Source organism: Robertmurraya sp. FSL W8-0741 (assembly GCF_038004005.1).
Lineage (GTDB): Bacteria > Bacillota > Bacilli > Bacillales > Cytobacillaceae > Robertmurraya > Robertmurraya siralis.
The window spans coordinates 2,123,339-2,137,686 of the sequence record NZ_JBBOQG010000001.1 but is presented as its reverse complement, the minus strand read 5'-3'; the positions used below and the strand labels follow the sequence as shown (position 1 = coordinate 2,137,686).

At 37.2% G+C, this 14,348-nt stretch carries 17 protein-coding genes; 11 read left to right on the top strand and 6 right to left on the bottom strand.

Annotated features, from left to right (window positions below):
• Positions 1–216: 216 nt before the first annotated feature.
• A complete protein-coding gene (locus tag NST02_RS10295; protein WP_095306646.1) occupies positions 217–462 on the bottom strand; it encodes a YqkE family protein in 246 nt (81 codons plus the stop codon).
• Between the two features lie 292 nt (positions 463–754).
• Here NST02_RS10295 and NST02_RS10290 point away from each other — a divergent pair, with 292 nt between their 5' ends.
• The 8 genes from NST02_RS10290 to NST02_RS10255 all read left to right on the top strand — a co-directional run bounded on the left by NST02_RS10290 (position 755) and on the right by NST02_RS10255 (position 6,072).
• Positions 755–1,171, top strand: a complete 417-nt coding sequence (locus NST02_RS10290) for an IS110 family transposase (protein WP_235879433.1) — start codon at positions 755–757, stop codon at positions 1,169–1,171.
• Between the two features lie 747 nt (positions 1,172–1,918).
• Entirely contained in the window at positions 1,919–2,374 is a 456-nt protein-coding gene (locus tag NST02_RS10285) for an immunoglobulin-like domain-containing protein (protein ID WP_095306647.1), read from the top strand.
• A 40-nt stretch (positions 2,375–2,414) separates the two neighbouring features.
• Positions 2,415–2,552 carry a hypothetical protein gene (locus NST02_RS10280; protein ID WP_170211227.1) on the top strand — a complete coding sequence of 46 codons (138 nt, stop codon included), beginning with the start codon at positions 2,415–2,417 and terminating at the stop codon, positions 2,550–2,552.
• Positions 2,553–2,673: 121 nt separating this feature from the next.
• Positions 2,674–2,958 carry a hypothetical protein gene (locus NST02_RS10275; protein WP_137743211.1) on the top strand — a complete coding sequence of 95 codons (285 nt, stop codon included), beginning with the start codon at positions 2,674–2,676 and terminating at the stop codon, positions 2,956–2,958.
• 63 nt (positions 2,959–3,021) lie between these two features.
• The gene (locus NST02_RS10270; RefSeq protein ID WP_137743210.1) at positions 3,022–3,660 is read left to right on the top strand and encodes a hypothetical protein; all 639 of its coding nucleotides are present in this window, start codon (positions 3,022–3,024) and stop codon (positions 3,658–3,660) included.
• 279 nt (positions 3,661–3,939) lie between these two features.
• On the top strand, positions 3,940–4,071 hold the full coding sequence (locus NST02_RS10265) for a hypothetical protein (RefSeq protein ID WP_268951569.1): 132 nt from the start codon (positions 3,940–3,942) through the stop codon (positions 4,069–4,071).
• Between the two features lie 271 nt (positions 4,072–4,342).
• Entirely contained in the window at positions 4,343–4,921 is a 579-nt protein-coding gene (locus NST02_RS10260) for an SDR family NAD(P)-dependent oxidoreductase (RefSeq protein WP_095306650.1), read from the top strand.
• 206 nt (positions 4,922–5,127) lie between these two features.
• Positions 5,128–6,072 carry an alpha/beta hydrolase gene (locus tag NST02_RS10255; protein ID WP_095306651.1) on the top strand — a complete coding sequence of 315 codons (945 nt, stop codon included), beginning with the start codon at positions 5,128–5,130 and terminating at the stop codon, positions 6,070–6,072.
• Positions 6,073–6,104: 32 nt separating this feature from the next.
• Here NST02_RS10255 and NST02_RS10250 read toward each other — a convergent pair whose 3' ends face one another.
• Entirely contained in the window at positions 6,105–6,431 is a 327-nt protein-coding gene (locus NST02_RS10250) for an iron-sulfur cluster biosynthesis family protein (protein WP_340948913.1), read from the bottom strand.
• Positions 6,432–6,675: 244 nt separating this feature from the next.
• Between NST02_RS10250 and NST02_RS10245 the strand changes: the two genes are divergently transcribed.
• Positions 6,676–7,545: a cation diffusion facilitator family transporter gene (locus tag NST02_RS10245; RefSeq protein WP_095306653.1), complete on the top strand. Its 870-nt coding sequence runs from the start codon at positions 6,676–6,678 to the stop codon at positions 7,543–7,545.
• A gap of 206 nt (positions 7,546–7,751) precedes the next feature.
• Here the strand turns inward: NST02_RS10245 and NST02_RS10240 are convergent, their stop codons facing one another.
• On the bottom strand, positions 7,752–8,654 hold the full coding sequence (locus NST02_RS10240) for a PhzF family phenazine biosynthesis protein (RefSeq protein WP_095306654.1): 903 nt from the start codon (positions 8,652–8,654) through the stop codon (positions 7,752–7,754).
• 419 nt (positions 8,655–9,073) lie between these two features.
• Here NST02_RS10240 and NST02_RS10235 point away from each other — a divergent pair, with 419 nt between their 5' ends.
• Together NST02_RS10235 and NST02_RS10230 are read left to right on the top strand one after the other, a co-directional pair.
• On the top strand, positions 9,074–10,303 hold the full coding sequence (locus NST02_RS10235; protein ID WP_095306655.1) for a DNA polymerase IV: 1,230 nt from the start codon (positions 9,074–9,076) through the stop codon (positions 10,301–10,303).
• Positions 10,304–10,313: 10 nt separating this feature from the next.
• The gene (locus tag NST02_RS10230; RefSeq protein ID WP_095306656.1) at positions 10,314–10,658 is read left to right on the top strand and encodes a YolD-like family protein; all 345 of its coding nucleotides are present in this window, start codon (positions 10,314–10,316) and stop codon (positions 10,656–10,658) included.
• A 380-nt stretch (positions 10,659–11,038) separates the two neighbouring features.
• On the opposite strand, the gene sdhB is transcribed toward NST02_RS10230, so the two are convergent.
• From sdhB to NST02_RS10215, 3 genes are all read right to left on the bottom strand, one after another.
• Entirely contained in the window at positions 11,039–11,791 is a 753-nt protein-coding gene (sdhB, locus tag NST02_RS10225; RefSeq protein ID WP_095306657.1) for a succinate dehydrogenase iron-sulfur subunit, read from the bottom strand.
• A gap of 1 nt (position 11,792) precedes the next feature.
• Positions 11,793–13,553: a succinate dehydrogenase flavoprotein subunit gene (sdhA, locus tag NST02_RS10220; RefSeq protein WP_095306658.1), complete on the bottom strand. Its 1,761-nt coding sequence runs from the start codon at positions 13,551–13,553 to the stop codon at positions 11,793–11,795.
• Positions 13,554–13,713: 160 nt separating this feature from the next.
• Positions 13,714–14,325: a succinate dehydrogenase cytochrome b558 subunit gene (locus NST02_RS10215; protein WP_095306659.1), complete on the bottom strand. Its 612-nt coding sequence runs from the start codon at positions 14,323–14,325 to the stop codon at positions 13,714–13,716.
• Positions 14,326–14,348 lie beyond the last annotated feature (23 nt).

Below are 14,348 nucleotides of genomic sequence, written 5' to 3'. Positions count from 1 at the left end.
CCCTTCCTTGCATGCCTGCTGGGGAACAGCCTTTTCCTCTACTTCTCACAAAAGTGGATTTAACAATGGTATACGGCATATTTATTCCTACAAGAAACAAGCAATAAAAAACCCGAACATGACTGCGAAATTGTCATTAGCATTTCGCATCATTGTTCAGGCTTATCTTAGTCGGATTCTCTTGTTCCCTTTAAATATATCAAGAGCTGTTCTATCCTATTTGAACTTTTTCCAATCCATCGGACTTTCGTTTAGCAATTCTTCAAACGACTTATTTTTTTCTCGCAACCGGCGCTCTTCTCTTTTTCTCTCCTCTTCTTCAAGCTGCTTTTTTTCTTCTGCTTCCTTTAATTGCTGCTTCTGGTCCTTTAACTGCTTCAGTAAATCAGCATTCAGCATATCCCCAAGTGTTACTGGTTTATCTTCCTTTTTTGCTTGTATATTCTGTTTCTTTTTCTTCATATTTATATCCATTCCTTTCGCTGCACTCAAGGCACAAAACGCAATGAAGCAATTGCGCCTCGAGCGTTTTTTTTAATATCCTAAGGTCATAGGGATAACAGTCACTACAAATTTAAAAATTGTGTATCCCATCTGTTGTGGAATCGATGTCCACAAAACCTTTGTTGTGGACTGTATTGCTTTATCTGAAAAAGGAGTCACTATTTACAAACGCCATCGCTTTTCAACCTATACAAAAGGATTGAATGAGCTGCCAGAATGGCTTTGTGAGAATAACTGTAAGGATGTCTGTATGGAATTCACATCTAAATATGTCAAAGCTATTCGCGGAAAAAAGACAGACAAAAAGGATGCCAAATGGATTGCTGATTTGTTTAAGCATGACCTCGTAGCTGGAAGCTTTATGCCTCCACATGCGATCAGACAACTTCGTGATCTTATGCGTTATCGTTTTGAACGGACTAACATTATGTCAAGTGAGAAGAACCATCTTCAAAACCGTTTAACCGTGTCTAACATCCAGCTTGGACATGTTGTTTCAGATACCTTCGGCAAAAGCTCTATGAACATCATTGAAAAGCTCCTTAAAAATCCTTTAAACACTACTTTTGATATTGAACCTTTTATCCACGGCTCCATCAAGACTAAACTTCCTGAACTGGAACTTGCCATTGACGGATTGATTACACCGGAGAAGGCTGTTATATAAAGCACCTTTTGGTACAGTGTGCTACCGCTGTGTCAAAAGTGGCATGCACCCCGAAATTCGAACCGCTATTTGAAACTAAAAAAAGCGTAGAGGTCATAAACGGGCAATTATTGCCATTGCACGAATGCTTTTAACCGCTATCTACAATATTCTCAAAAAGAAAGAACCCTATTGTATAAAAAGGCTGATGTTATTCCAGTAAACTGTGAAATCACGGTAGAACAAGCTCTTTTATTAGTTAAATCACAAGGGTTTCGTGTCATACCAGTAACGACCTGAGACTCATTTTTTAACCAAACATCTCCTGTTCAATCATTATGTGATGGCTTGTTTCACTATGCCTTCTTTTCTAGTGGTTGGCCGTAATAGTTATTTCAGACTTGTCCCTCACTATAAGAACTTATATCGATTATAACATTTGTTTCGGCCAACTATTCACCGGCAATTCACAAATAATTTAATTTTAATCAATGATTGAACATTATAAATTGGTATAATTTAACTGTATTCCAATGTAAAGGAGCTATGTTAAATGAAAAACTAACAATTGCAGCACTTTGATTATGTTTGCAGTTAGTGTTTTTTCTAGGAATCTTACGTTTTTACATGCTAAACGGTATCTCCTTCGTAAATGGTCCTAATTTGGTTTAAAGAATTACATTACTAAATATACACTTCTATCTTGAAAAACTTATTAGCGTTTGTATTTAAAGATTAAACTATTATTCAATAATATGGAGGTCTTCTATGAAAGAGTCAATTTTTATTTTTTTCATTATCTTAATAATTATTTTAGCTTTATGGGGATTAACAACGAAATATTTCCCAAAAACCAAAAATACTCAAAGTATACCTTCAAGTATTAATGGTATTACACTTTCCTTAAATAATAATCAAACTCATTTAAATAAACCTGTTTTAGAAATTAATATAGAAAACTCCAATAATTATGAAGTGACGTATGGTAATGAATGGACAATCGAAAGATACGTCAATGAAGAATGGAAAAGAGTATTCCCAATTGATGAAAAAAGCTTTACAGTTCAATTATTCGCAGTAGAACCGCATTCTTCTAGTATTGAAACTATTAATTTACAATCTTATTTAGAAGATGAATTAATTGTTGGGAAGTATAGGATTATAAAGGAAATCGAGAATAAACAAATCAAGTATCTATTGGGAATTACCTTCGAAATCAAATAGACTACGAAAAGTTAAATTATATTTTGGGGAGGACTACAGAATGGGAAAAATTCTCAAATCGTTATTAGTTTCCGTATTCATTTTTAGTATTGTTAATGTAACTAGCGCTTCTTCAGCAACCTATGAGAATACTAAATTTAACCCGAATCAAGGTGCTTTAAAATATAGAAAGTATTGAAAAGACACTTGAAAAAAACTATGGATCACTCAAAAGATTTGAAGATGTTGGCGGACTATATTTTGATGAGATGGGTGTAGCACACATCGGCTTAAAAAATCGAACTTTAAAGAGTACTGAATTGACCAATCATATCATCGAAATTGTAGGGGATAGTTACATTAAACTTGAAGAAGTGAACTACTCTATTACAGAACTTGATAACTTAAAAGAATCTATCTTAAATGATATAGTATCCTTCTTATCATATGAAGATTTTAAAAGATCTACTTTTACAATAAATGCTTTATTTAAAACACAAAACCTAGTCCTTACTTTTAATTATGAAGGATTACCAGAAGATTTAGTAAACCAATTAAAAATAAAATATCAAGATATTTTACTGGTTGAAGAAGTAAATTTTTAATCAAGCCCAAATAAAGGAAGAAAAGAAGATTGGAATCAACAAGTTTCAGGGCTTGGCATTAGAATGTCCAGTGGTTCTTCATGCTCAACTGGTGCAATTTTCTATAAAGATGGGAATTACTTTATCTCGACAGCTGGGCATTGTTTTGGAATTGCTGAAACATCTGCAACGAGAGGTGCTTTAGTAAGACAATATTCTACTAATATTGGAAGACAACACGCCGATGGTCGTGGTAGAGGATTAGATATTGGATTAGTTCGAATTACCACTGATAGTACATTAACTGGTGGGCGATATGCTACAAATAAACTAAAACGTTATAATTCTGTCAATACTTATGACGCAAGTATTACTTCATTGTCAAATGTTTACACTGGTCAATATGCGTGTAAGTCTGGAATTACATCAGATTATACATGTGGTGCTGTGACAAACGCCAATACGACTGTTAAATATCCAGAGCAGACTTACACTTTTAATATTGCCAAAGTAGCAGGTACTGACTGGTCTTTGCCTGGTGATAGCGGTGCAGGTGTTTATAATAGTAGTGGTTCAACAGCAACCTATTTAGGTAATGTTTCTGGTAACTATAAAATAAATGGAGTCGTTCAAGGAGGTTATATTACAAAATTTAGAGATGTTGCAGATTCATACGGTGTATCTTTATATATATCTAACACAATTTATAAAGTAGTGAATTAAAAAAATGGAGAATTTTTTCGGTTCATGAACCCTTCGGTGTTTGTTAAGAAAGTGTCTAATTTTACTTTTAAAAAAACACCTAAAATGTTTTCATTTGATGGCCACTTCATAAAAGATTATTTCTTGCGGTCTAATCTTTTATGAAGTGGTAAAATCCATTATAGCACCTATCCCATTCTATTTCCGTTGTAAGCTTTTGTTCACTATCACTGAACGTATAAGCTCCTCTTATTTAACTCATTCTATGGATGAGGGTTTATCGAAAAGGAGGAAACGAATATGAGCCAAAAGCGTGAAAAAGGAAACATTCAAAAAGGACAGCCTCATGCTGAGAATGTGAAACAAAACATAGCTGCCGAAGAGTTAGAACAAGCTATTCATCCAACAAAAAGGCAGAATTCTAAACAATAATGTAGTGGAGAGACTTGGTTTTCTGCCAGTCTCTCCCCGTCATGTAGTCATCCCTATCCTTCGTGGACAATCGTTTAACTTTGTTTTTCCACTAATTATCTCTGTATCATGTTCAGTTGTTTTAACCCCTAGCCTACGTGCTCCCATGCCAAATGGGCATTCATAACCAACTTCGCTCATTCTGACTAAATTCCTTTTTCCTTTGATTCGATTTCATCATTATCCTAAAATGAAAATACTACGAATATTACAAAAGGAAGGATGAGTGCACATGAGTGAAGAAAAACATGTTTTAGTTACTGGTGGAACGGGTATGCTTAAAGGTGTTGTTCGCTACTTTGTCGAGCAAGGCAATACGGTTTCCGTCGTAGCTAGGAATAAAGAGAAGTTGCAAAGCTTAAGCTTTGCATTTAGAAACCTTCCTGGAACCGTTCATCCCATAGCTATTGATTATACTCAAACCGATGATTTCATTCGTAGAATTTCCCAATCTATTTCCCATTTTGGACCATTTTTCGTGTCAGTTAATTGGATACATAGCACTGCCCCACATACCCCTGCAGCCTTATTACAATTACAGGCGCATACCTCACCAGGCAGCCGCTATGTGCAATTGTATGGAAGTGCCTTTGCCAATCCGGAAAGAAAGGATGACGACAGGAATACATACATAAAAGAATGCCCACACATTCACTATCAGGAAATTATTTTGGGTTTTATGATTGAAGCCAGCTTTTCTAGATGGCTGACCAATCGGGAAATTTGCGAAGGTGTGATTAATGCTCTTCTTGCCTCTTCATCTGAACGAAAAATAATTGGCACTGTTTCTCCCTGGTCTTTAAGACCGTAATCGGTGCCATACTTTGCTTAATCGAACGAAAGAGAAAACGAATTCTAATCGGAGAATTTTAACTTTAATTTCGGCTATATTAATTTTTAGCATGAATCTGCTGCCAACCTAAGTTAAAATTCTGTAAACCGCAAGCCAAAACTCGTTTTTTAACTTAAAATGTGTAATGATAAATTTAACTCAATGATTTTTTTGGAGGAATCGTCATGAGGAAAGCGCTTCGTCTCATTTTGTCATTTCTTTTTGCCTTTTTGACTGTTGGCCTGTATTTTTCCAACCGGATTATGTACATGAAAAAGAAGGATGATGATTTTATCATTGACCGTGAAAAATCTGCTGGAAGATTGAATACCACTTCTTTTGAGCAATTGCCAAAGCGAGAAATTTTGATCGCTTCCAACTTTGGCTATCACTTAAAGGCGATTGTTGTTGAACCCCATCAAACAAATAAATACATGATCTTTTGTCACGGTGTAACAGAAAATAAATTTAACTCCATTAAGTATATGAATCTTTTTTTAGAAAGAGGCTTTAATGCCGTGATCTATGATCATAGGCGCCATGGAGAATCTGGCGGCAAAACAACGAGTTATGGCTATTACGAGAAATTTGATTTAAAGGCGATTGTCGATTGGTTGCGGCTAGATCGAGGACCGGATTTTCTCTTGGGAATTCATGGCGAATCTATGGGGGCTGCCACCATGCTTCTTTACGCAGGTATGATTGAAGACGCGGCTGACTTTTATATTGCTGATTGCCCCTTTTCTGATTTTCAAGAACAACTCGCTTATCGCCTAAAAACAGAATTGAAGCTGCCAGCTAAGATGCTGTTACCCGTAGCCGACCTCTTTATTAAAATGCGCCAAAAATACTCTTTAAAGGATGTTTCCCCTATTTCTGTTATTGATCATATTAAGAAACCCATCCTTTTTATCCATAGTAAGGAAGATGATTTTATCCTGCCGACGATGACTGAGGCTCTCTATGAACAGAAACAAGGACCAAAAAAGTTATTTATTGCTGAAAACGGAGTCCATGCCCAATCATTGAATGAAAATAAAGAGGACTATGCAAAAGTAGTAGATGAGTTTTTAGCGGATTATGTAGTTGTAAAAGACAATAGAAATAAACAAATGGCTGGCATAGACTGATGATGTATCAATGCCAGCCATTTACTATATCGTTAATTTATTTTATTGACAAAACTCATTCTCGGGTTCAAAATTTCATTCGGACTTTTTAGCTGAAAGCTATTGGAACTTGAAGAAAAGTCAATTTTAAGATTTTCGTTTAAAAATACCTCTTTTGATTTTTCTACATAGATCGAACCAATAGTCGTTTCAATCGCCCGGTCATCTTCATCAATTTCGTTAACTAGCCAGAGGGCTGTGACCCCACTTACGACACAACCGCACCCTTCTGTATCATATTTCAGCTTAAGAAAACCCTTTTGCTCTCCAGTCTTTTCCTCAATCTTCTTCGCTGCAATGTCTGTAATGGTAATTTCCATTCTATCATCCCCTCCATCTGCTGATATTGTAGCATAACTACTCTCTTCTTCCACACCTCACGTTCTCGCATCATTTAAATTGGGAAATACTATGAAATATACTTTTAGCAGAACCCAAATTTCCTTAACGAAACATTTTTTCGCTTTCCCTATTTATATAGAATGGCACAATAAGATTGCTATAGACCCACCCATTTAGTTGTTGTTATCCTAGTAATATGTTAAATATAGGAGAGTTCGAAGAATGAATACTGAAAAATATCACAACCTCAAACTAGGCGAACGGGGAGCAATTCTTAGTATTTTTGCTTATATTGTTCTGTCTATCATAAAATTACTTGTCGGCCATATGAGCGATTCTGCTGCTTTAAAAGCAGACGGCCTCAATAATACAACCGATATTATTGCATCACTTGCTGTCCTTATTGGGCTAAAACTGGCGCGCAAGCCACCTGATAAAAACCATCGTTACGGCCATTGGAAAAGCGAAACGATCGCCTCGATGACAGCCTCCTTTATTATGTTAGCCGTTGGGATACAAGTGCTGATTGATGCCGGATCATCTTTATTTGAGGGCAGCAAGGAAGCGCCCGACATTATCGCTGCTTACACTGGTGTTGTTAGTGCAATAGCCATGTATTTTGTTTATCGTTACAATAAAAATTTAGCGCTAAAAATCAACAGTAAAGCCGTGATGGCCGCTGCAAAGGATAACATCTCTGATGCATGGGTAAGTATCGGAACAGCAATCGGGATATTTGCTTCTCAATTAAATATGCCCTGGTTGGACGTATTAACCGCTGTGATCGTAGGGCTGTTAATTTGTAAAACAGCTTGGGATATTTTTAAGCAGGCTGCCCATGAACTTTCTGATGGATTTGATGAAACTAAGCTCGTCATGTATCAAAAGGTAATTTCAAGCATTTTTGGTGTTAAAGGAATAAAAGAAATTAAAGGAAGGAATTACGGTAATAACGAAGTGATCGATGTGGTCATTCTCGTCAATTCAACCTTAGATATCAAGCAAGCTCATGATATTGCAACCGCAATTGAAGACGTTTTGATGGATGGTTATGGAGTCTATGAAGTACATGTCCATGTTGAGCCCCACTGAAGATATTCTGATTAGCTTTACGTTTATTGCGCAGATTTTGAAGATATGTGCGCGTTTTTACGATTTATTGCGGATTTGTTCAAAAAAGCAAGTGAAGAAAATGGTTCTCCACTTGCTATATTGTATAAGCTTTTTAATCAATCTATTTCTCATTGGACAGTAACATTATCAGATACGCCTGTTTGCGATTGAAAAGAATCACTTTACTAAATGGGCTTTGCTTCTTCTAACAAAATGTCAAAATCCTTTACATACACGGCATTTCCAGTAATTTCAACATCTAAAGATTCATTATTTTTTAAAATGCGGACCATAACTCGACCATCTTTTTCAATTTCATGACCTTGCTCAACAATAAGGTGCAAAGATTTTTTAAAATGATGATTAATGTATGTCGCATAAAAAGCTCCCATCACTCCTGAAGCTGTACCCGTTACTGCATCCTCGACAGTACCTGAATACGGTGAAGAAAAATGTCGAGCATGCATATTGGCATTGGAATCAAAGGTTTCCATACAGAATGGGTGCACAGATGCTGTGGGTATTTCCTTTAAAATAGAAGGGAACATATGATTATTAGGGCGCATTTTTTTAAATGCCTCTAATTTTTTTATTGGTATTAATAATGTCCACGTACCTGTACTTCCATATACTATTGGTAAATTGTCTTCGATATCAGATTCTTCCAATCCGATTGAGTCTGCTAGTTCTTTTTTTGAACCATTAAAGCTTTCAAATTTTGGTTGAGCTTGTTTCATCGTTATAAATTGGTCACTTCCGGTTATCGTTACAGGCAATATTCCAGCTCTTGTTTCAATTGTTAGATCCGTTTTATCCCCTAACAATCCTTTCGTTTTTAACGCATAAACCGTTGCCATCGTGGCATGACCGCAAAGATTCATTTCATGACCAGGAGTAAAAAAACGTATTCTCAAATCAGCTACTTCCGATTCAACTGGAAAAGCCGTCTCATTAAAACCTACTTTTAAAGCAATCTCCTGCATTTCCTCTTCAGTTAACTCATCTCCGTTCAAAACAACTCCTGCAGGATTCCCCTTATTAGGCTCTTTGCTAAATGCATCATAATGATAAACTTTTATAGGCTTCAAACCCCATCCCCCTTTTCTTTTATCTCACTCACTTCTGCATTCTTTTTCAACCCTTCTAATTCGTAGTTAAAAATTTCTACAAACATGAGTATAAAACCTCCTTGAACTACCTTTAAATCATTTTACATTATTAATGAATTTCAAATATCGATTTATCACTGTTTTTACTATATCTACTGCCGACTCAAGAATATGGCATCTGCTCCATTATTTCTTCCCGAATCCTATTGCCTAACCATTTTCATGATACCAATCTAAAACTGTCACTCTTTTTCTCTTCACAAATGTTTACTTTTCTTGTTAATACTCAAAAGAATTCTTTTTACCACCCAGAAATATTTACCAGTATTACACAAACATATATTCGCATATAATGAATACGAATATATGTTCCCTTTTGGAGAAAGGAAGATATCAGCATGAAGGATAAAGTGATTTTCCTTGTAGATATTCAATCGTTTTATGCTTCTGTGGAAAAGGTTAGAAATATAGATTATCAGCATAAACCTCTAGTAGTAGCCGGAGATCCTGAAAGAAGGTCGGGAATTATTCTCGCAGCATGTCCAATTGCCAAGAGCTTTGGAATTAAGACTGCTGAACTTTTGTGGCAAGCTCAAATAAAATGCCCTCAACTAGTTGTCGTTAAACCGCATATGCAAACCTATATAAATGTCTCAGTGGCGATTAGCCGGATCATGGAGCAATTTACCGATTTAATTGAGCCATTTTCAGTTGATGAGCAATTTTTGGATGTCTCTGGAAGCTTGAACATATTGGGAAATGAGTACGAAATTGCAGCTGCATTGCAGCAACAAATTTTCAATAACGTCGGAGTATATGCGAGGATCGGTATTGGCAAAAACAAAGCTCTTGCCAAAATGGCTTGTGATAACTTTGCAAAACAAAATGAAGATGGAATATTTAAGCTAGATGAAACGAATATGGGACAGCTTTGGAAACTACCGGTTGGCAAGATGTTTGGGGTTGGAAGAAGAATGGAGAAAAATTTGCAGGGGATGGGCATCTTTACAATTGGGGAATTAGCTACATTTCCCGTCGAAATACTAAAAAAACGCTGGGGTATTAATGGAGAAGTTCTCTGGCAAACCGCCAATGGCATTGACCATTCTCCTGTTTCGGTCAAAACACATGAGCAGCAAAAAGCAATCGGACATCATATGACATTGCCAAGAGATTATTCTGAAATAGGGGAAATCAAAACCGTTTTATTGGAGCTTTGTACTGAAGTAGCTAGAAGATGTAGGAATAAAGGCTATATGGGAACTACCGTTTCATGCGGAGTTAGAGGGACTGATTTTGATGCTCCAACTGGTTTCCATAGACAGATGACATTGCCGGTTCCTACTAATTTTGATATGGATATTTTTACTGCAGCCTATGAATTATTTTTAAGACACTGGGATCGGCAACCAGTCAGAAGCCTTGGTGTTTCATTAACCAACCTACAAGCATCTGACTGCTATCAAATCGATTTATTCGATAACTATTTGGAGAGAGAGCGCTTAAATCATGCATTAGATGCCATATGGAACAAATATGGACGGACGGCTATTTTTCGGGCCTCTTCTTTAACTCAAGCAGGGCAAGCTTTTGAGCGTGCCAGAAAAATAGGTGGACATTACAAATAGGAGTGAACAAATGAAAATAAATAAACTAAGCAAAGGACATAATTTGCGCTGGGAATCAAGTCGGATGATGCTGCCTGAGCATAAAGAACAGTTATTAGAAGAAAAGAGAAAACAGCAAGAGTTTATCCCGCCTCTACTAGATCATGATCAACTCGAAGAGATCAATCGTGAGATTCTGAAATCAATCGAACAGATGCGGGCAGTTACGATTACCTATGCAGAAAAATACGAACCAGCACAGTTCTGGGGCTGGATTCAAAAAATTGATCCAATAGAAGGTTCGTTAAAAATAGTGAATGACGATGATACTTTGAGTCTTTCCTTTACTAAAATTTTACAAGTTGAAATTAGCTAAACTCCCTCTCCAGTCTAGGCCCGCGGATTTTTCTGAAAAGTTTTGCTTAGATGGACATTGTGGAGAATTCAGCAATAATTACAGGTTTTACTGTATGTTGCCAAGCCTGAATTGAGAATGACCGACTTTTTCAAGGTGACAAACTGCAAACTCGATCGTTTTCAGGCGAAAAGACACCGCCCTTACTCGGTGTCTTCCTTTTGTTAAATAGTTTTATAAAATAGTGACGTCAACCCGGCTTAATCAATTTCATAATGGCTTGCTTCAAGTTAAAAACGAACATTCAGTTATCTAAATAGTTACTTCTAACTTAAATTCTGACGATAAGTAATATAAAATTATTCGTTTTTTAATTTGCCTTAGTACATTGTAAAATCGACTCAGCTGCCAAAAAAATTCCGAAAGGATTGCAATGTTGTTTCTCGATTCAGGGCAGCGATTGACGTGGTCAATGGAATCCCTTTTGGACAAACCTCCACACAGTTTTGTGAATTTCCACAAGCTGTAATTCCGCCGGTCCCCATAATAGCTGCTAATCTTTCTTCTTTGTTCATCGCTCCAGTAGGATGGGTATTAAAAAGACGAACTTGGGATAACGGGGCAGGACCGATGAAAGAGGATTTTTGATTAACGTTTGGACATGCTTCAAGGCAACAGCCGCATGTCATACATTTAGATAATTCATATGCCCACTGCCGCGTTTTCTCTGGCATTCTTGGGCCGGCGCCTAGATCATATGTACCATCTATTGGAATCCAGGCCCGCACTTTCTTCAGTGCCTCAAACATTCTTTCTCGATCGACCATTAAATCTCGTATGACAGGAAAGGTTTTTAAAGGCTCAAGCCGGATCGGCTGTTCTAATTTATCGATCAAAGTTGAGCATGCTTGTCTCGGTTTCCCATTAATGATCATTGAACAACTTCCACAAACCTCTTCCAAACACACGCTTTCCCAAACAACAGCAGTTGTCTTTTCCCCCTTTGCATTGACAGGGTTTTTTCTAATTTCCATTAATGCAGAAATAATATTCATATTCGGACGGTACGGAATAATAAATTCTTCTTCATAAGAAGGTGAATGAAGATCAATTTGTCTTGTAATCAGGAGGCGAATGCTTTTTTTAGCTTCCATCTCACTTCGCTCCCTTCGCTTTTGTATAATCTCTTTTTCTTGGCTCAATTAAGGATATATCTACTTCATCATAAGACAGCTCTGGTTCGTTTTTGCTCTCGTTATAATTCGCCATTGTTGTTTTGAGCCACTCTGCATCATTTCGATCTGGAAACTCCGGCTTGTAATGGGCGCCTCGACTTTCATTACGAGCGTATGCACCAAGAGTGATCACTTTTGCCAACTGAATCATTCCTTCTAGCTGTCTAACAAATGAAGCGCTTGTATTGCTCCATTTTGCCGTATCTTCAATATTAATTCTGTGGTAACGCTCAGAGAACTCCTGTAATTTCTCATAGGTTTTTTTTAGTTTTTTATTCTCTCGGACAACGGTCACATTGTCCGTCATCATTTCACCAAGTTCTTTATGAAGAGTATAGGCATTCTCTGATCCATCCATTTTTAAAATAGCTTGATAGTTTTCTTCATCTGCCCTCACTTGCCGTTCAAATATCGATGATGGAATCTCTTGAGCCGACCGATTTTGAGCAAGAATATAGTTGACCGCTTCAGGCCCAGCTACCATTCCCCCATAGACAGCCGATAATAAAGAGTTAGCCCCTAGGCGGTTGGCTCCATGTTGAGAATAATCGCATTCACCTGCAGCAAACAATCCGGGAATACTTGTTTTTTGGTGAAAGTCGACCCATAATCCCCCCATAGAATAATGCACGCCAGGGAATATTTTCATCGGTATTTTGCGTGGATCATCTCCCATAAATTTCTCGTAAATTTCCATAATCCCGCCAAGTTTTACATCAAGCTCTTGCGCAGGAATATGAGAAAGATCCAAATAGACTTTATTTTCGCCATTAATTCCTAGTTTTTGATTTACACACACGTCAAAAATTTCCCTTGTCGCAATATCCCTAGGAACCAAATTCCCGTAGGCAGGATACTTTTCCTCTAAAAAGTACCAAGGCTTTCCGTCTTTATACGTCCAAACTCGACCACCTTCTCCACGAGCAGATTCACTCATTAAACGATTTTTGTCATCGCCTGGAATAGCAGTAGGATGAATTTGAATAAACTCTCCATTTGCATAAGTGGCACCCTGCAGGTAGAGTCGAGCTGCTGCATAACCTGTATTAATAGTTGAATTGGTTGATTTTCCAAAAATCATTCCTGGCCCACCAGTCGCCACAATAACTGCATCAGCAGAAAATGCTTTTATTTCCATCGTTCTTAAATTTTGTGAGGTTATGCCTCGACATACACCATTCTCATCAAGAATCGCTGAAACAAATTCCCAGCCTTCAAATTTTGTCACAAGACCTTTTACTTCATAACGCCTTACTTGCTCATCCAACGCATATAATAATTGTTGACCAGTTGTCGCACCTGCATAGGCCGTACGATGATGCTGTGTTCCTCCAAATCTGCGAAAATCCAACAATCCTTCCGGGGTGCGATTAAACATCACTCCCATTCGATCAAACATATGAATGATTTTCGGGGCAGCCTCACACATCGCCTTAACAGGTGGCTGGTTTGCAAGAAAATCTCCACCATAGACAGTGTCATCAAAATGTTCCCATGGTGAATCATTTTCCCCTTTCGTATTGACAGCACCATTAATGCCACCTTGAGCACAAACAGAGTGGGAACGCTTCACAGGAACAAGTGAAAATAAATCTACTTTCATTCCGGCTTCCACGATTTTTATTGTTGCCATTAAACCGGCTAACCCGCCTCCAACGATCGCTACTTTTCCATTTTGCATATCAGAAACCTCCTGCTTTGAAGTTAAGCCTTGCTATATGTTGTTATTGATTTTGGGCTCATTTGCTCAGAGAACCTTTCAGTTATCCTTAAAGGTCTGTGAAACCAAGGTTTCACAAGAAATAAGCCCAATCAACAATCTTGTTTAACAAAGCCTTAAATTAAACAAAAGCGAAAATGGCTCGAATCCCAATGAATGATAAAAGGATAAAAGCGCCTATAGATATATATTGAAAGGTTTTCTGCGATTGTGGCGAAACAGTAATTCCCCATGTAATCAGGAACGTCCAAAGCCCATTCGTGAAATGATAGACCGCAGAAACAATACCGATTAAGTACAAAATTAACGATATCGGATTTGAGACGATGTCATGCATCATGCTAAAACCGGCTTCAGATCCAAAAGCAACTTGCACCCTTGTTTCCCAAACATGCCAAATCACAAAAAAGAAAGCAATAAACCCTGTTAAGCGTTGAAAAAAGAAACTCCAATTTCGAAAAAAATGATAGCGATTTACATTATTTTTGGATTTTAAAGCAAGATAAACGCCATAAAAAGCGTGAAATGTCAGAGGAATGAAGATTACAAAAAGCTCTAAAACAATTTTGAAAGGAAGATTCATCATAAAACTAGAAGCTGCATTATAGGATGCTTCTCCCCATGTTGCCGAGTAATTTAAAAATAAATGAAAGGTCAAAAATACTCCGACTGGAATGACTCCAGATAACGAATGAAGTTTTCTCCAAAAATTCTCAGTAAGACCTTGTCCCATTTCCAATGCCTCCTTCAATCAAT